Source organism: Alteromonas sp. ABH4_453 (assembly GCF_056160665.1).
The window spans coordinates 336536-354944 of record NZ_JBSWXP010000004.1 but is presented as its reverse complement, the minus strand read 5'-3'; the positions used below and the strand labels follow the sequence as shown (position 1 = coordinate 354944).

18 protein-coding genes and 1 tRNA gene are annotated in these 18409 nt (G+C 43.1%); 6 read left to right on the top strand and 13 right to left on the bottom strand.

Annotation, left to right across the window (positions count from 1 at the left end):
- Positions 1-45: 45 nt before the first annotated feature.
- From ACXAGV_RS10290 to ACXAGV_RS10265, 6 genes are all read right to left on the bottom strand, one after another.
- Positions 46-558, bottom strand: a complete 513-nt coding sequence (locus tag ACXAGV_RS10290) for a PAS domain-containing protein (RefSeq protein ID WP_474873170.1) — start codon at positions 556-558, stop codon at positions 46-48.
- A complete protein-coding gene (locus ACXAGV_RS10285; protein WP_474873169.1) occupies positions 558-1553 on the bottom strand; it encodes a response regulator in 996 nt (331 codons plus the stop codon). The genes ACXAGV_RS10290 and ACXAGV_RS10285 overlap by 1 nt, the downstream gene beginning before the upstream one ends.
- Before the next feature lie 279 nt (positions 1554-1832).
- Entirely contained in the window at positions 1833-2543 is a 711-nt protein-coding gene (locus tag ACXAGV_RS10280; RefSeq protein ID WP_474873168.1) for an LrgB family protein, read from the bottom strand.
- Positions 2540-2941 (bottom strand): CidA/LrgA family protein, encoded by a 402-nt coding sequence (locus ACXAGV_RS10275; RefSeq protein ID WP_474873167.1) that lies wholly within the window; start codon positions 2939-2941, stop codon positions 2540-2542. The genes ACXAGV_RS10280 and ACXAGV_RS10275 overlap by 4 nt, the downstream gene beginning before the upstream one ends.
- A 116-nt stretch (positions 2942-3057) precedes the next feature.
- Positions 3058-3825, bottom strand: a complete 768-nt coding sequence (locus ACXAGV_RS10270; protein ID WP_474873166.1) for a LytR/AlgR family response regulator transcription factor — start codon at positions 3823-3825, stop codon at positions 3058-3060.
- 137 nt (positions 3826-3962) lie between these two features.
- A complete protein-coding gene (locus ACXAGV_RS10265; protein ID WP_474873165.1) occupies positions 3963-4289 on the bottom strand; it encodes a DUF3718 domain-containing protein in 327 nt (108 codons plus the stop codon).
- Between the two features lie 316 nt (positions 4290-4605).
- On the opposite strand from ACXAGV_RS10265, the gene ACXAGV_RS10260 reads away from it, so the two are divergent.
- Complete coding sequence (locus tag ACXAGV_RS10260; protein ID WP_474873164.1) at positions 4606-5265, top strand: hypothetical protein; 660 nt, start codon at positions 4606-4608, stop codon at positions 5263-5265.
- 46 nt (positions 5266-5311) lie between these two features.
- Here the strand turns inward: ACXAGV_RS10260 and ACXAGV_RS10255 are convergent, their stop codons facing one another.
- The 3 genes from ACXAGV_RS10255 to ACXAGV_RS10245 all read right to left on the bottom strand — a co-directional run bounded on the left by ACXAGV_RS10255 (position 5312) and on the right by ACXAGV_RS10245 (position 7726).
- Positions 5312-5641, bottom strand: a complete 330-nt coding sequence (locus ACXAGV_RS10255) for a hypothetical protein (RefSeq protein ID WP_474808451.1) — start codon at positions 5639-5641, stop codon at positions 5312-5314.
- Between the two features lie 151 nt (positions 5642-5792).
- On the bottom strand, positions 5793-6851 hold the full coding sequence (locus tag ACXAGV_RS10250; protein WP_474873256.1) for an MbnH family di-heme enzyme: 1059 nt from the start codon (positions 6849-6851) through the stop codon (positions 5793-5795).
- A 65-nt stretch (positions 6852-6916) separates the two neighbouring features.
- On the bottom strand, positions 6917-7726 hold the full coding sequence (locus ACXAGV_RS10245; RefSeq protein WP_474873163.1) for an MbnP family copper-binding protein: 810 nt from the start codon (positions 7724-7726) through the stop codon (positions 6917-6919).
- 78 nt (positions 7727-7804) lie between these two features.
- Between ACXAGV_RS10245 and ACXAGV_RS10240 the strand changes: the two genes are divergently transcribed.
- The 4 genes from ACXAGV_RS10240 to ACXAGV_RS10225 all read left to right on the top strand — a co-directional run bounded on the left by ACXAGV_RS10240 (position 7805) and on the right by ACXAGV_RS10225 (position 12847).
- Entirely contained in the window at positions 7805-10540 is a 2736-nt protein-coding gene (locus tag ACXAGV_RS10240; protein WP_474873162.1) for a choice-of-anchor B family protein, read from the top strand.
- Between the two features lie 142 nt (positions 10541-10682).
- Positions 10683-10759 (top strand) — tRNA-Ile (locus ACXAGV_RS10235).
- A gap of 158 nt (positions 10760-10917) precedes the next feature.
- Entirely contained in the window at positions 10918-12105 is a 1188-nt protein-coding gene (locus tag ACXAGV_RS10230; RefSeq protein ID WP_474873161.1) for an MFS transporter, read from the top strand.
- 163 nt (positions 12106-12268) lie between these two features.
- Positions 12269-12847, top strand: coding sequence for an outer membrane beta-barrel protein (locus tag ACXAGV_RS10225; RefSeq protein ID WP_474873160.1), 579 nt, complete (start codon positions 12269-12271; stop codon positions 12845-12847).
- Positions 12848-12995: 148 nt separating this feature from the next.
- On the opposite strand, the gene ACXAGV_RS10220 is transcribed toward ACXAGV_RS10225, so the two are convergent.
- The 4 genes from ACXAGV_RS10220 to ACXAGV_RS10205 form a co-directional block, all read right to left on the bottom strand.
- The gene (locus ACXAGV_RS10220; protein WP_474873159.1) at positions 12996-14102 is read right to left on the bottom strand and encodes a mechanosensitive ion channel family protein; all 1107 of its coding nucleotides are present in this window, start codon (positions 14100-14102) and stop codon (positions 12996-12998) included.
- 276 nt (positions 14103-14378) lie between these two features.
- Positions 14379-14792: a hypothetical protein gene (locus tag ACXAGV_RS10215; RefSeq protein WP_474873158.1), complete on the bottom strand. Its 414-nt coding sequence runs from the start codon at positions 14790-14792 to the stop codon at positions 14379-14381.
- 79 nt (positions 14793-14871) lie between these two features.
- Positions 14872-15801: a PA2778 family cysteine peptidase gene (locus ACXAGV_RS10210; protein WP_474873157.1), complete on the bottom strand. Its 930-nt coding sequence runs from the start codon at positions 15799-15801 to the stop codon at positions 14872-14874.
- Positions 15802-15804: 3 nt separating this feature from the next.
- Positions 15805-16185 carry a PA2779 family protein gene (locus ACXAGV_RS10205; protein ID WP_118490142.1) on the bottom strand — a complete coding sequence of 127 codons (381 nt, stop codon included), beginning with the start codon at positions 16183-16185 and terminating at the stop codon, positions 15805-15807.
- A 582-nt stretch (positions 16186-16767) separates the two neighbouring features.
- Between ACXAGV_RS10205 and ACXAGV_RS10200 the strand changes: the two genes are divergently transcribed.
- Positions 16768-18369: an esterase/lipase family protein gene (locus ACXAGV_RS10200; RefSeq protein WP_474873156.1), complete on the top strand. Its 1602-nt coding sequence runs from the start codon at positions 16768-16770 to the stop codon at positions 18367-18369.
- Positions 18370-18409: the final 40 nt, after the last annotated feature.

Sequence of the window (18409 nt, the reverse complement as noted above, 5' to 3'; positions counted from 1 at the left end):
AGAATCGCAAAGTGCCTAACAAAAAGGCTGCTTTACATATAGCGGTTATGAGTAGGTGCGTTTCACGCTATTAGCGACTAATCGCGCCTCTTGCTCTTCGGACATCGTAACCTGGAGTGCCTCAAGCTGCTTTTTTCCAACCGCAACATCCGTCATGTCGTAAATCATCATGCTTATAAAATCTACCTTACCCGTTGCTGACGTAAGTGGAGATAGCGTGATATTTTGATACATGTACGGCTCACTACCTGTAATCGGCCGGTAATTAGGAAACTTGAACAAATAAGGGCGCTGCTCCCACGTCATGAAAGCACGCGTTTTTAGGTCGAAGACAGGTTTAGCTTTTTTCATAAACCAGTCTTGTTTGATTGTGGGAAACAGTGAAAATAAGGTTTTGTCTCTCACTTCACTTGGCAGAAGGCCACTGTGGCTTTCCATAAAGCCATTCCACACTTGCACTGTGAAATTGCGATCTAAAACCACAATACCTACATCTACCGTTTGTAACATGTCCATCATCCAATGAAATTCTTGTAACTCATCTAAATGCTGGCTCATCAGAAATCCTCCAACAAGTGTGCGAGCTTGGAATTCATCATTTTCATAGACTCTTCCGTAAACAACAAAACTAAATCACACTGAACATTGTAACCTTCAAGACCATAGCTAAGCTCTATCGCCAGCGTACGCTTCCATTTAATTTGGTTCATACTGATAATTTCAGTGATGGCACGGTGCTGACCAAGCACAATGGGATGCCCCTGACTAAAGTTAATATCCATTTGGTTAGCTAACCCTGTTAAACAGGTTCCAATCAGAATACTTGCCGCATCCATGAGAAGCTCTAACTGTAATTGGTCGTCAACTTCGCCTTCCACATTGAGAATTTTGGCCACATCGTCAAAGCTTGAATCGCTCAAAATACACAGAGCTTCACCGCTAACACCTGGCCCTAAAAAACCTTGGCAAACGGCGGTGACTTGTTCATGACTTTCAATGTCAGAAAGCATCATGTGGAGTTCAGAGACTTCAATAAGGTTTACGTTAGGAATGGGGAGTTCTACAAAAACATCCATGGTGCGGGCAAGATGGTCGCCCGCTTGCCCCATGGCAATATTGGTTATTTCTTGGTAACAATCGCGAATATCAGGGTGAAGCGGTGTCACCTCCTCTTGCGCTTCTTCTTCGACGTGAAGAATATTGTATTTATCAAGAACCTCGGCAAGTTTAGCCGGGTCAACAGGCTTTCGGATAAAGTCTAACGCACCAAGTGACGTTACTCTCTCATGCGCTTCCGGCTGAATATCACCAGACACAACAATAACCTTTGTTTTAAGACCACGCTGTTGAATAGCCTCTAAAGTGCCGTACCCGTCAAGCACTGGCATATTCAAATCTAAAAGTAAAAGATCGCCTTTGCCATCGGCAAGCGCAGTCAGAGCATCTTGGCCATTTTTTGCAAAGTGTACGGCCACGTCCCAGTCTTGTGGGAGGCATTTAGCCACTTGCTTGCGTGCAACTAACGAGTCGTCACATACGAGTACTGAAAACATTAAGTTCTTTTACCACCTAGCTTTTACAACCAGCCAACGCTGATAATTTCTAGCAATTTCAATTGTATCGGCACAACCGCTGTGAACTGAAGTATTGATTTTTCTTCGGATATAACCAGCGGTATTGCTTTATCGACTTTTTTAAACAGATAACCTGTATATGGTGATACGAAACACCTCACTAAGAAATAGCACTTTTGGGGAATATTGCCAGCGTGTTTGGCAATTAACTTATCGCTTATTTAGCGGTGATATGTGGATAACTTAAAAGCACGAAGTTCAAACAAAAATACTAAAAAATACCGGTAGTGCCAGGGCTGTGAATATGCCGTTTACGCACAATCCAAGCGTAGCCATAGCTGCGACGTCCTCTCCCATGTGAATGGACTTAGCCGTTCCTACTGCATGTGCAACGGTACCCAACGCAATGCCTTGGGCCTGTCGCTCCCACACATTAAATACTGAGAAAACACCTGTAGCTACAATAGCTCCCACTATGCCAGTACTTATAACAAAAACTGCTGCTAGAGCTGGTATTCCGCCAATGTGGGTGCTTGCTTCCATTGCAAGAGGTGTGGTGATTGACTTGGCTAACATCGTCATTTGTAGCGCCATAGGTGCATCTAACGCGAACAGCGTGAACCATGCAGTGATAGGCGCAATGATTCCCCCAAAGCCGATACTGACTATTAACCTCCACCCATAGTGCTTCAATCTCTGCCATTGTCGATAAATCGGCAATGCTAGCGCCACCGTTATAGGCCCTAAAAGCCAATGCAATAATGATGCAGCATGCTGATACGCAACAACACTGGTATTGGAAAAATAAAGGCCTAAGGAAACAAAAGCAGCGGTAAAAATAATCGGGTGTGCAACCGGATGACCATTACATTTTTTATTAACCCACAGCGCAATAATATAGCCCATAATAGAAACGCAAAGCCATAATACCCCGCTGAAGGTAAGCGACTGATTTAGTGCATTAATCATTCAAAACCCCCGCCTTTTTGTGAAGCGTCGGAGCTGTTATCCAGTTTGCTAGAAAATAGCTTCTGGGCAAACCAAGCAGTAAAACCTAGACTGAGTGATGTGGTAACAAAAATAGCAATAAAGATTGCTAAAGCATTAGCCTGAATATCGTTCCAATAAATGGATACGCCCAGTACAGCTGGAACGAAAAACAAAGACATATGCTTTAAAGGGAAGGAAACAAATCGCGCTGTCTGTGCTTCAAGTTTTGGAAATGTAAGAAGTATACCAAGCAGAAGAAAAAGCCCCACAAGCGCGCCAGGTATAGGTAAGTCCATAGCGCTGACGGCGAAAAGTCCAAGATAATACGCAGCGAAAACTACTATAGCCCCCACTATCGCCTTGCTTACATCTCGCACTATCTGTCCTTATTACACGATATAAAACACCAAGTGTAGCGATTTGAAAGTTCAACCACCAGCAGGACCATGGTCGTATAGAGCTGTAAATGGGTATTTTGTGGTGTTATTTGTACTTAGCGTTGCTCGACTTGCCAGAACTGATAGTAATATTTGTGAGTAATTTTGAAAGACTCACCACCTTGTATGACGACCCTTTGCTGATTAAGCCTTTGCTCTAAATGTGTAACGTATTTCGCATTTACCGCAACTGAACGATTACAGCGCTTAAAGTGCTGCTCTCCAAGTCGTTTCAACAGTTCACATAGTGTTGTTCGAACTACATAGCTTTCAGACAGCGTGTAGACACACATATAATCGCCGGCAGCTTCTATCCATTTAATGTCTGCGGGATTTAAGCAGCACCACCCGTTCTCAGTTCTAATACCAACCATATTAGGCTTAGTGGTTTTGTTTAACTGTTGACGTAGTGTCGCCAATAACGCGGGCTTAGATACACCGTACTGTTTGCATAGTCCTTCTACCATTGTGTTGAATTGAAAATCACGCTCAAAACAGTCGAATTGGCTTTTAACGTATCCGATTGCACGTATTAGCTGATCTTCTTTAAAAGGCGGTGTGATAAAACCAGAGGCGTTGTACGAAAAAGCGAGAAGTGCTTCTTCATCCTTGCAGCCTACCGCCATCCAGTACTTTGAAGCAAGATTACGGCACGACTTTGAAACCGAATAGAAACCGATGGCTTGAGGGTACTTTTCAGCCAAAGCTAAACAATGGCCGACCGACTCTGCTCCAAAAACATGGCTAAAAACGTTTAGCTGCTTCAGTATTTTGCAAAGTGATTGTTGCTTAGATGCAGATTGTAAGAATACTAATGAAATCATCTGCGCTCCCTTTGCAATTTACTTGGTGCTATAACTTTCTAGGCCGAATTGCGCTGAGGTTTAAAGAAATAGCTGAAGAAAGGTGAAAAAAAGGGGCTATGCATCACATAGCCCTAAGTCCAGGGCAAAAACTCAAATTAGCGTTTAGCGGTCAATATGCTCGGGCTTGCATTGATACGACGCGCAATATGCTGAGCGGTTTCAGACGCATTGTGAGTAGTCGCAAAAGTCAGCATATCTTGTCCGTTACATACCAGACCTTCGTGAAGATCTCTCATATTTAAACCCGTTGCCTTTACAGCGCGGTGCAACTTTAAGCGGCTATCGCTTTTAACTGCTTTGCATACAGCAATTAAACTACCTTCTAGCTCTTTTGGGTAAGAACCAGCGTTTGCGTTTGTAGCGGTTAAAGAAAGGGTCATTCCTAGTAAAGCAAATTGGGTAACACGGCGTAACGTAAACATAACAATTTCCTCTGATAATATTAGGCAACGCGGTGACGACCTCTACATGCCGCCGCACCAATAAGCTAAGTTAGGTTTATGATATTTACGCTACAGAAACGTTAAAGTACGGTTATTTGAGACGTTGCGATAAGTACACAAAAGGCGAGGTTTAACTATCGGTCTGAACGGTTATTAGTCGTGCTTAATACATACTTTGCAACATTCTTGAAAAGCAGGGGTGTTCCACATTGCAAAGAGCCGCTAAAGTATAGGCTAGCCTAAATTAAAAACGTGACAACACGGTACACCATTAACATCAATTCAAGGAAGAACTATGTTAGAGCAGCAACGGTATCACCTTGTAAGAGAGAATATGCAACCCGGCGATATCATTGCGTTTGGCGGAAACAGCTTATTCTCCCGCTGGACAAAACTTACTACTCGCTCTGCCGTTACCCATGTAGCAGTTGTCATGCAAACCAAAATGCAAGACAGTAAAACAGCTCTTTACTATAACCAAGTTATGGAAGCTACGTATTATAAGGGCAAACGAGGCGTGATGACGAATCGCCTGAGTGAACGCGTGGCGTCTTATGATGGGGATATTTGGTGGCTACCACTCTCTCGTACATCGCGCAGCATATTCGAACAAAACAGAGGTGATTTTTTTACTTTTATGCAAGAGCAAGAAGGCAAGCCCTACGACGCTCTGCAGCTTTTCGGCTCTGCGGTAGACGCTATCGATGAGCACCCGCTTTTTGGCAGCATTAGTTACAATCAAGAGGATTTCAGTAGTTGGTTCTGTTCGGAGCTTATCGCAGAAGGACTAGAAACAGCAGGGATCATTAGAGGTGTGAACGCGTCCGAGGTAACCCCAATTGACATCTGTCGGTTCAACATCTTTAAAAAACGTTATGTACAGATTAAAGGTGAAGGACGGTTAATTGGCGGCTTTAACTCGCTAAAACCAGATAACTGGGGCCAGATTGCCTAGCCCCGATACCTAAAAACATCACTGCCTGTGGTAGGTAAGTGAATTTTTAGAAAATACTATCTTGGTGAATTTTGATAAACATACCCGTACCAATTTTCGAGTAGTCAATCTTATATTCTTTCCCATTTAGCGTTTGAATGAACACTAAGGTTTTTTCGTCACCGAAAACATCGCTAGTCGTTACATCGACTAGTTCCATATCCATCATTTTTGCATCGCGCTTATTCTCAGGTACTTTACCTTCGTATTGCTTAATGCCTTTATAGGTTACAATAATAGGCGGGTTTTCATCGCCATTAATAACCAAAAGATCTAACTTTCTAATTTTATGAATGATGGTGTTTCGACCACTTGTAATAAACGGTTTTTCAGTCATTCTCATCTCCGCGACCGCATACCTGCTTTTTTAATTATTAACAAAGAATGTAATAGTCGAGTCTATCACGATGTTAACAAACAGCACATAAGCATTTGGTTGATATTTGTGTGCAAAGTATAAACATAAAACACACAAAATGAGCAATAAATCACTTATTTTTGCGTGAATCGTGTTTTTCAATAAACTCTTCGTCAGTTAAACTTTGTAAAAATGCCACCAGTGCTGCTCTTTCTTTTTCAGAAATACTGAAGCCTTTAATAAATGGGCTACGATAGGGGTTGGGGCTTTCAGCTTCATTGCCACCTCGGGCATAAAACGCAATAACGTCTTCAAGGGTGGCTATACTCCCATCGTGCATATACGGTGCCGTGAGCGCAATATTTCGCAAGGTAGGCGCTCTAAACTTACCCATGTCCTGCTTGTTAAAGGTCACACTATACAGCCCCATATCTGTCTTCGGGTAACTGCCCGCACCATCTTCGTTGTACAAACCTGTATTATGGAATGGTTGCGCACCAAATGGTTGAAAACTATGTTTAGACGACTGCGTAAAGTTCACGCCTCCATGGCAGTGAAAACACTCCGTGCGTTCAGAAAAAAAGAGGTTTAGGCCCTCAAGTTGTTGCGCTGTTAGTGCGCTGTCTTCTTGTCGATAAGCATAAGCATCAAACGCACTATTAAAAGACACTAGGCTTCTTACATAACTCGCTAATGCTTTTACAATGTTGTTCACACTAGGGGTTGCGTCACCATACGCGGCTTTAAATAGTGCAGGGTAATCGCCTTGCTCAAGGCGCGTTAAAATGACATCTTCATTGCCAGTTACGCCCATTTCCACGGGGTGTTCGTTAAAGAGCGGGATCAGTAGTTGTTTTTCAATACTGTCTAAGTTGTTGTGCGCCCACGTAAATGAAGCATTGTAAGCCACATTAATAAGCGCCAGCGCGTTACGGTTGAGTTCTTCGCCATGTGCGCCTACAGACACTTTTCTAGATTCTGCGAAGGCATTTTCAGGATCATGGCAGCTACTACATGATGTCGTGTTGTTCGAGCTTAATGCCGTATCAAAAAACAGCTTGCCCCCCAATTTAACGCTTTCCACTGTCATTGGGTTGTCGGCAGGAACCGTTGGCGCAGGTATATGCTTTGGCAGATTCCACTCGTACGGGGTGGGTGCTTTCGAACACGCACTTCCCCCTACCACAATGCAAAGTGAACACACCATTTCCCGTGTATTAGGGGCTCGCGTTTTAAAACGCCGAGGGAGCACTTTTACTGCCACTTAATCCAAGGCCTATGTACAAGATTTTGAATAAGTTTTTTACAAGGTTCTGTTTCCGGAGACTCAAACATGCAGCTTGCTGCTTCGTTTAAATCAACTTGCGCTACTATGTTAGACACCGAGACTTCTAAATCTAAATCCGTATCAAGCTGGGTCATCGGCAAAATAAACTCGACGCGATTGGTGAAGGCACAGGATTTTTCCGGTGATCTAACAGCAGATTCGGAGTTACAGCCAACACTGCCTAAATGATAAGACCATTTTCGCGCTTCTTCGCCACTTTTAGACACATCTAGTCTCAAGAATTTATGCCCATTTTGCCAACTCCAAAACATTGAACTGTCATTTAATGGCGAAGGCTGTGTAAGTGGATTAGCATGATTAACGTCGAAGGGAAGTCCCATGGTAAAACGCAAATTCGTTGATAATTTCAATAACTCCTCAGACACATCCAGCACAATTTTGCTATTAGCATCATCGGGGTTGCTGCACTTGTTATGAAATTTTAACAACGCTTCATTCGGCGTTTGCCATTGGGTTTGTTTAAACTTTACCCGCTGCCACTTTCCATCAATACGTACTTCAGGCTTACTGAGGTAAAAGCCAAAATAATCAACATTCCAGCGCTGCTGCCCAATACTCATAATCATGGGACAAGCCCCAGTATCTACCCCAACCAATTTAAACGGGATCTCACCGGGCTCCCGTCCTTTGAAACTTACTACATCACACCCAGTTATCGATACCAAAACCGCCAAGAGTAACGAAGGCATGACACACATGCGAAAAGGCATTTTCATTTATTTATGTACTTCCTTTAATTATCTGGTAGTTTTTTAAACAAACCAGCGATTTTTAACACTTGCTCGGACGACAAGATGAATGCATTGCAAATTACGCCAATAGTGCTGCTTTTAGCGATTGTGAGTCAAGCTGTGCACGCTCATACCGACCACGACAAAGCGCGCTTTGTTGCCGAAAGCGGCATTGACACAGGAAAGTGTGACAACCGTTTCAGACCCTGCAAAACCTTGACATACGCAGCGAGGCAGGCCAATAAAGGCGATAAAATTCTCGTCGCTGAAGGTCAGTATTATTTCGACAACACGCAGCAAGCACAAGTGCTAAACGACAGTCTTCTACCCGTGCTTGGCGGGTTTTCTCGTAACGATCACTTTCAAGCGCAAAAACCCGCTTTACACAAAACCTTACTTTTTAACGTACCTGCCTTTTTATCAAAACCTCTTTATGATAAAGGGTTCGACACAATTGTTGACGGTAAAGCCGCTTCCCCACTTACTTCATTAGCCGCACAACATATGGAGCTGAACACCACGGTAAGCGCAAATGAAAGCTGTAACAATGGAATGGCTGGAAATTATCCATGTAGCAATATTGATTTACTTTCTCACGTCCCAGTTGCCGCGCTTTCGTCAGTTTCTAATGGCGCAAATGATATTTGGGGGCATGTAGATTTAAACAATCGAAGAGAGTATGCCATTGTTGGCATGCAGGCCAGTATCGCTATAGTGGATGTAACTGAGCCAACGTCTCCAAAAGTAGTAGGCGAAATCACAGGGCAAAGCACAACGTGGCGCGACATCAAGGTCTATCAGTATTTTGATAGTACATCAGGCAGATTTAAGGCCTATGCCTACGCCAGTGCAGACAGCGTAACTGAAGGGTTTAGCATAATAGACCTAAATAACTTACCTGAACGCGTTAGCCTAGTTAGACGTAATACCGACGACAACCGTGCACACAATATCTATATATCAAACGTAGACTACACGCTAAATACTCCACTGACAGGCGCGACATCTCAACTTCATTTGGTGGGCCAAGATAGTAATGGCGGTGCTTTTCGCTCCTATGCGCTAAGCGCGCCTCAAGCACCCACACCTTCTTATATACCCAATGGACTTGACCGAGCAGACTACACACATGACGCATCTTCAATGCATATCACAGATGCACGAGCTCAAACTGATTGCGTAAATGCCAACGCATCAGGATGTACCGTAATGCTCGACTTCAACGAAAACTCAATGCGCCTTTGGGACCATACTAATACTAACAGTACGTCAGAACTAAGTAATACTAGCTACAACGAGGTTGCCTATACGCACAGCGGCTGGTTTAGTGAAGATAAACAATACGCGTTTGTCCACGATGAACTGGACGAGCGCAACTTTAGCTTAAATACCCGGGTCATGATTTTTGATATTTCATCACTGACTGCGCCTGTACTGGCCGGTATTTGGACTAGTGACAACGGCACTATCGATCACAACGGCTACGTAAGAGGGAACCGCTATTACATGTCGAATTACGAACGTGGCTTAACCGTACTAGACATTTCCGACCCTACCGCAGCTGAAGAAGTAGGTTTCTTCGACACCTACCCTGCTTTTAACAGCACAAACTTCAATGGTGCTTGGGGAGTTTATCCATTTTTACCTAGCGGTAATATTTTAGTTAGCGATATTCAGCGTGGTTTGTTTGTTTTAAAAGACAATACGCTTACCGCGGCGACTGTTGCGGCGTTTTCACAGAATAATTATGAGACAGAAGCCGGTACAACATTCAACCTTCCTGTTAATAAAAGCGGCGACAGTGCCATGTCGGTGGCCTATGAGGTATTAGCTGGCTCGGCCCTTAGCGATGATGTTTTGTTTACTTCTGGCGAGCTTACCTGGGGCGCAAATGATTCTGAAACAAAGAACATTGCATTAAGTGTTAGCACTAATACTGATACAGAAAGTGACGAATTGTTTTTTGTCAGGCTTTTTAACCCTCAAGGCGGCGGTATCGCCTCAGGCAACGGCTATACGCAAGTAACAATACTGGGTACAGCGCAACAAGGAAAAGTTGAATTGAGCGTATCTGAACGTGCTGTACTGGAAACCGATCCTGAGCTTACCCTAAATATTGTTCGTCAAGGCGGAAGTGAAGGCAGCGTTAGCGTAAATTATTCACTGGAAAGCGACACTGCAATAAACGATGAAGATTTCGCGACTGCAACCGGCACGCTGACTTGGAGTGATGGCGATGTTGCCGATAAGACGGTGACAGTAACGCTGATTAACGACAGCGTGGAAGAAGAAAATGAACAGTTCCGTTTAGTGCTTACCGCACAAGATGCCAACATATTAGGCGGCGTTGTTGAAACTCTCATTACAATAAAAGACGATGAGAGCAACGAAGCCCCCGTTGTGAACGCAGGAACAGATGTTGAAACCGATGTAAGAGCAAGCGTTGAGCTAACAGGTAGCGCGCAAGACCCTGAAGGTGCACTTACAAGCCTAGAATGGACACAAACCGCAGGCGAAACGGTCACTATCAGAAATTCAGACACGCTGACTATGTCTTTCACAGCCCCAGCTACTGCAAGTAATTTGACGTTTGCATTGAGTGCAACCGACGAATTTGGCATTAGTACCGAAGACACCGTTACAGTAAATGTAAATGAGAGCGTAGCAAGTGTACCTGTTGAGGATAGTTCAAATAGTTCTGGCGGGGGTGGTTCAACCACTTTATTGAGCATGTTGGTACTTGCTTTTGGAGTTCGGTTACGCCGTGCTCGACAGCAGAAAGCAATACACAACTCATAGGTGAGTGAACAAAAATAAAGCAAACAAATCACAAAGCCACAAGCGAGACGTGACAAGGCAAATAAAACTGCTTATACTTGCGCTCGCTTGTGGTTGTTATGCAAAGCAATTTGCAATGAAATCGACGCAGCGCATCTAATATGGCCCCATAGCTCAGTTGGTTAGAGCATCCGACTCATAATCGGCAGGTCCCCTGTTCAAGTCAGGGTGGGGCCACCATTCTTTCTCCAGCATCATCAACTGATCCCCCCCCCCCAATTAATACCAATTGCTGTGCACTTCTGCTCAAACCCAAAAAGCCCCTTTATTAAAACTGTAATACCTCACCTGTAGTCTTTGGCTATTATTACTTTAGCCATTTAGCGGTTTCTTATTAGATGAAGCACACCATGTCGCGCCATGCGTTTTACTCGCTAACGGTTACCTTCACTATTTTGTCCATTCTAGGTCAGGTTTCTACCAGCATCTATAGCCCCTTCTTTTTTGATTTAGCAATTGTGTACGGCAGTCTGGTGAGCATAATCGAACAAAGCGTAGCGGTGTTTTTAGTTGCGTTCTCACTTTCACAGTTAGCATCGGGCATAGTGTGTGACTATGTAAACAAGCAAACATTCTTATTCTTTGGAATATTGGTATTTATTGCAGGTACGCTTATGGTGGCGCTCGCAAGCGATCAAGCGACTTTTCTAATAGGCAGAGTCGTTCAAGGCCTAGGTGGTGGGGTTGGTGTGTCGGTATCGCGAGGCTTATCGCGTCAAATCTTTAACGAAAAAGAACTAAACACTTCACTTTCCCTCATCAATATTGCCTTTGCTATCGCGCCATCAATCGCGCCTTTGGTCGGTACGTTAATTGGAGAGCACTTCGGTATTTCCGCTATTTTTTATTTCGTTTTAGTGTTGGGCCTTTTAGCTTTAATTTTGCTTTCTTCCGTTTATCATAAACTAGTTCAATACATGCTGCCGGCCACAGAGAATGTCTTAAGCGATACGTTAGCTCTTATTAAAAGCACAATAATAAAAATCGTCTCTATAGGCATGGCAAGCGGGCTTTTATATGGCATGGTCTTTTGCTTTATTACAAGCGCGCCATCAATGGTTATGCAGCAGTTTGGGCTTACTAAAACGCTGTTCTCCATATACTCTCTGATGGCTACGCTGTCATTTGTTGTTGGGAGCTTACTTAATATTCGTTTGGTGTCTTTGTCCCCTCTGCAAAAGTTCAAGCAATCAAGTTTGTTTATTGCCGCGCTCTCCGTACTTTTTGGGTTAATCGTTTTCTGTGGTTTCGCCAATGATTTACCCATCATTCTTGCTTATTGCTACATGGTGTTCTTTTTTATCGGAATCGCCATGCCTTGCAGCGTTACAATTATGCTTGGTTTCTCAAAAACATCTGCGGGATTTTTAGCTGCCCTCACTGGTTTTTTCCATTTAACAGGGGCGGCAATAGGTGCTTACGCGGTAACACTACTTACGTTAGAACCTACCGTCGCTTTTAGCTTAGCGACTTGCGTATTGAGCTTAGCGAGTATCATTATTTGCGTAACGTTAAAAAAGCACTAATCACGTATGCAACAACAGTATTTAGTCACCGTTAATTGGACCAAATGATACTCTCTTCGCAATCTTAGACACCTTTCCCATTTGATTTTTAAAAACTATCCCCATAATGTTGAAACTTCCAAAGTGGTTGGAAGTGATTATTGTTAAAAGGATATTAGATACAATGAAACGTACTATTCTCGCCAGTATCTTTGGCGCACTTTCTTTAAATGCTTTCGCAGCTTCGCCTTCTTATGACTTTATCAAAGCTGGGTATGTACAAGCAGATATCGAAGACGCAGGCGACTTCGAGCCAACAGGCTTTCAGATTCAAGGTTTTAAATCGCTTAACGAAAACGTGTACCTTACAGGACGCTATGGCCAGCTAAGTGAAGACGAATATGGCGTTGACGGCGAACTAGACTACATTTCTGCAGGTGTTGGATACCGCTATGGTTTAACTGCAACAACTGATTTCTTTGGTGAGTTAACCTACGAATATGTAGATATTGATGTGGATGCAGGTTTCGCTTCTGCAGCAGCTGACGACAATGGCTATGGCATTACTGCTGGTATTCGTTCAATGCTTTCAGAACAATTTGAGCTTCGCGGTGCAATTCGCTATATCGATATCGAAGAAGATGATACTGCCTTTGAAGTTGGCGCAGACTACTTCTTTACGCCACAGTTTTCATTTGGCGCTACTTATGTCATCGCTGATGATGTAGACCTACTAGGTGTATCAGCGCGCTACACTTTCTAATACTCTAGCAGTAAGAAGACATAACCGCTTTAAAGCCACGTTTTTAAACGTGGCTTTTTTATGCCCAGCAGTTATTAATACTCACCGATAAATGACACGGAACGAATTTGCAATTCACAAAACGTCACGTTGACGCCATCTCTTTTTTTCAGTTTTTTTGCCTTTCGTGCACATGCGCTGACGACAAGACACTTGCCGCGCCTTCTTGCTCCACATTGAGCGCGGTAATTGGGAAGGGTATTACGATCCCCTCTTCATCAAACCGCTTTTTCAGCATTTTTATAAACGCACTTTTAATGAAGAAGCGATTAAAGTATTCACGGGTTCTCAGCATTATGGTCAGGTTAATGCTGGAATTATCAAAGGTGTGAAAAATGACGAAGGGTTGATAGGTTTTAACACCGTACTCGTGCTCTTTTAAAATAGTATTGGCCACGTCTAAACAAACCTTTTCAACGTGCTCTAAATCAGAGTTATAGTGCACGCCAACTTCTACGGGCACCGACAGTTCGCGCTCGGGATAGTAGTAGTTAATTAGTTTGGAATTTGAAAGCTTACTGTTTGGCATGATTACAATGTTATTAGGCAGCATTCTAACCCACGTAGAGCGCCACCCTATTTTCTCAACAAACCCTTGCTCCCCCGAATCCAGTTCAATAAAGTCGCCAATACGAATGGGCTTATCCATTACTAACTGAATGCCAGAAAAGAAATTTTCAAGCGTGGGCTGAAGCGCTAGCGCGACTGCAAGCGAAGTAATACCCAAAGAAGCGACGATAGGCGTTATGGATACGCCCATTGTGCTTAAGATAATTAAAATGGCGAGTACGGCAAACACAGCCCTTACTGCACCGCCAGCAATAGCGCTGGTGTTTTTCACAATGGTTGATTGGTCGCGATAACGACTTAAGGAATAGGTAACAAAGCGCTCGAAAAAAAGAAACAGGGTAATTATAAGACCTGCCTCAATAACAATAGTTAACGCCTCAATAGCCCTCTCATCTTCTATCTGAAAAACTGAAATAATGCTTTTAACTAATTGCAGGAAGATAACCCAAATAAGCAAGTTCAGCGGGGCATTCAGTGATAGAACTAGCACGCGGTAAATATCAGACATGCTGCTGCTTTCAGAACGCGCCTTGGCTTTCAAGCGCACCAATATAAGGCGCTTGATGATGAAAAGCACAATAACAACACCGACTAATCCGGCTATTGCTAGTACTTGCTTATTTTCAAGAAGTTGGGTGCTATCCACGACTGACGGTGCTCCTGCGTAAAAAAGTATGGCGCTTTAACATAAGCTATACGTTAATACGGGAAAGAAGACGCAAAAGGCACACCAGTTATTTACTCACAATGTTTATTCAATCTGCCAGCAATTAAACTAACGCTAGCAAAAAGTGCAATTCTCACAACTTAGGGCTTTGTTTTAAACGTCTTTAGCAAAGCGCTTAGTTACCGTTAGTGGTTAACTGCACCAACCAGATTTGAGAAATGAGATAGTTGAGCGTGCAATTAGCTTATTTCTGGCTTAGTACGCATCAGAAAGAAGAGTTGATTTGCGTTCATGTTCGCAAGACAACCATGAAGAAGCATCTTCAATATCCGTAAAAAACAGATAATCCATATTTTTGAGTTCGGGGATCCTCTGAAACATTATTCCGCGTATAACAGGTCCTCGATAGACATAAGCTTTCGCTATTAACCCCATTTCAGGGAGGCGTTTTATAATACGCTTGAGTATGTCGAAGGCCTCAGGAGTCGCCCCCTCGACTTGGCTGATGTCCGCCAAAAGGGAAAAGGGCTTTTTATTAAGCCCTACGACTAATTTAAACAGACTTTCACTATATTCTTCGGCACTTTTTTCATTGAAAGCGCCATGGAGTCGACTGAAGATTATTCCATTTTGATATGAGATTGTTGATGAGCTTAGTTTTTTCGACATTGCCTACCTTCACGGTTACTTCCTAAATTAATAGTAGCCGATAAATTGTAGAAAATGCGAACTCGCTCGATATTTAAAATTACTTATCAGTCAATTTCAAAAGTGCTTCATTGTTAGGAAATCGCTCAAGCCCTTGCTTTAAAATAGCATTTGCTTCTACTTGCAGATTATTTTGTCGCAAAGCTAATACGTAGTTGTTAACATAAACATGTTGATTCTGCCCCACTTCATAGCCTTTCTTAAACCAAGCCACTGCTTGACTGTCGTTTTTCTCTAAGTAATGATTAGCAATCAAGAAATAACTTAACCAGTACGTTGGCCAAGTTTGCGACGCGGTTTCCAAAAACGCCAATGAGCGCACTTTATCTCCCACTTTAAGCATGTCGTAAGCCGCACTTACATAAGTGAAAGGTGTCATCTCAGACGAAGTTACATTAGGAGGGACTGGTGCCAAATACCAGTAATTTCCTCTTCCCCACGTTCTTTCAAAAAGCTCAAGCGACATTTCGTGATTGGGCGTAAGGCCCGTATGCAAAGTAACCGTACCTTTATCACTATCGAACCCGATAACAACGGCGTAGTGCCACTGGGGTATTAGTTGAATGGATAGATTTTGAAAAACAATCACTGGGATATCGTGTTTCACTAACGACATTATTGACAGTAGTGTCCCTCGCTCAGTATATGGCAAGAAACCAAATTGTCGGGTAGCGCTCACCATTTCTAGTTGTAAACTTCCTTCTTTATTGGGAATGAATAACTTAGGCGCAATGTCATTTGGAGAGGTGCTTTCACCATAGTAACCAAACACTTCAGATAGTGTGGTAGGCCCACAATAAAACTGTTCTTGGGGAAAAAACGGTACAGATTGAATAGTGTGAGATTCAGGTAAAGAGGCAAGTCCCTCTTGCCTCAGCTTGTCAGCTTGAGGTGTGGACTGACAGCCTGAAAGCAAAAATAGAAGCGAAAGGCCTGCTAACGCGCAGGCCTTTTTAACTGAATTGATCATTAATTAGCTGTTCACTGGACGAATAAATGGATAAACGTCAGTTACACCAATTAGGTCTAGAATTGCGATAATAGCAAGTACGGTAAGCACTGCGCCCACAACGCCACCCGCTGGCGCTTGATTAATTTCATCATTTAATTGGGCAATTTCGCTGTCGGTCATGCCGTTGATTCTGGCGATAGCTTGGTTGCTATCTACACCTAAGCTTACCAATTTGCTCTGTACGTCTGAACGGTTAACCATGTCAATTAGCTGCTGCTTATTGTAGTGAGCGGCTTGAGTTTGCATTACGGAATCTGAGCTAATTGCTTCTGCATGCACGCTGCCAGACATTAAAACCGTTGCCGAAAAGCAACCAATCGCAATTTTTTTCAAAAATTTCATGATGTTTCCCTCTTTAAAATGCCCAGTTTTATTCTTCTTTTGCGTTACCTAACTCACGATAAACTAGAATGAAATAAAACTTCGCACTGATTCAGCAGACGCATTTGCGCTCTGCGGTTTATTTTCAGTAGAAAAGTACAGCAAGATTAAGACCAACTAAAAAGGCCTTTTTTTCATAATAGACAAGGTTTCATTTTTTCTCTTTAAAATAACGATTTAAGTGACCTTTATGCGAAAAATGGTGATTAAAGCTTTGTTCGTTAACTCTGCATCGATGCATCACCGCGCGCTGACTTTTATGTAACATTTTCTTTATGCTGGAATTATTTGCTTGCCGCTAATATAAAAGAAGCAACAAACAATAAGGTGCAATCTGTAGAATGAGCGGGGGATTCGAAACGCTTGTTTCACGCCTCATACCATATGGAGTTAAGTTTCAGGTGCAATTTTTGACAAAAACACGCTATAAAAGGTTAATACTTTTTTTAGCGTTTGGGTGAAATGCGCATCAAGCAGAATCTCATTTATTGGGTATTGGTAGCGACTGTCTGCTGTATTAGTGCATGCAGTTCAGATAAGTTTATGCGTAAAAAAGTATCCCCTTTGTATTTGGCCGGTGCATACGGATATGGCTATTTGCCCGACTTAAGCCACTTCGACAACATAAAACTGGCTGCTCGGTGCACGTCGTACGAGCAAAGTACTACATTAGATATCGCGCTTGCGCTCGATTGCTACATTACCTTGTTAAAAAGAGACAGTCTTTCCGATGCGCATCGTGCTATAGGGATCGACGGGTATAACCTCGCAGTAAACAAGTTATTCCGTCTTAGACACACATCTGACAACTTAATTCAGGTTAACTACTCGGGCCCAAGCGAGCTCGATTTAGTTTCAGAAATAGAAGCCTTAGACGATCGCCTCTCTCCTAAGGTATTTGGTGAACTTGGCGGTGCTGCAGTGGCTCGAATTAGCAACCAAGCACAGAATGGCCGTAGCCTTGACCTAAACTATCCACTAGAAGGTATCTACTCGCCTTACTCCCTTCAAGTTGAGTCGGTTGCATTGAAAGGGCTTAGAATTCACATATCCTTGCAAGCCCAACATGTCGATGTGCCTACCGAAATGCTTGTTGGAAACAACACATACACACAGCGGTACTCCCCTGCTGCCGCTTACCTTTCCCTATTACAAAATGCCGACATCCATAATTTCAGCTGGCTAGGATTTATTAATGCACAAGACGCTGAAAAGAGAATGGGAGTCTTTAGTATTGGAGAGCTTTCTTCAGTCAAAACCCCGATTATTATGATTCATGGCCTCAATTCAGACCCGCTAATTTGGCGGTATCTCACAATGGCTATTTTCAATGACGAAGAATTATCTCAACACTATCAGATATTGCACGTGTACTACCCATCAGGCCCTCCTCCTTTCTATAACGCCATGCGAGTTCGCAATTTACTGTACAAGCTAAACCAGCGGATAGAGTCATCGGAAGGCGCTTCTTCATCTGCGGTATTGATAGGGCATAGTATGGGCGGCGTAATCGCAAAGCTGATTTCAACGCATTCAAATAACACGTTATGGGATACTACTTTCACAGAGCCTCCAGAAGCGCTACTTGCTGAAGGCGATGAAATGTTGCGAGATATATTTATATTTAATCCTGTGTATAAAGAGAATACGGTGTTTTTTCTCGACACTCCACACCGAGGCTCAGAAATAGCTAATAGCCTTATAGGATCGTTAGGCTCTTCACTCATCACACTCCCTTTTAGTTTTAAAGCGCTATTTAAAAACTTTATCGAAAAAGTAGGCGTGAGCAGATTAACCGCTGCTATGCTTCCTTTCTTGCAAAACTACGGGCCAGATAGCGTCCAAGTGTTGCGCCCCAACCACCCGCTGATGACAGCGTTAGCCGACATTCCTGTAGAAGGCGAGAGCTATTCTATTATTGGCTCAACCAGTACCTTGTATTGCCAGTCAGAAACAAAATGCGCTGCTATAACTGACTCTGTCGTCAGTTATAGCAGCGCATATTTACCTGAGGCAAAAGACACAGCAATTGTTAACTCGTCACATAACTCATTCAAAAGCCCTCAGGCAATCGAGTTTATACTTGATAAGCTTAGCCAAAAGCACATCAGCGCCAAAACTGTTCAAAATTCCCTCGACATGTAGCCCTCAATTCCTTATAGTGCGCGCGCTTTTATATATTAGT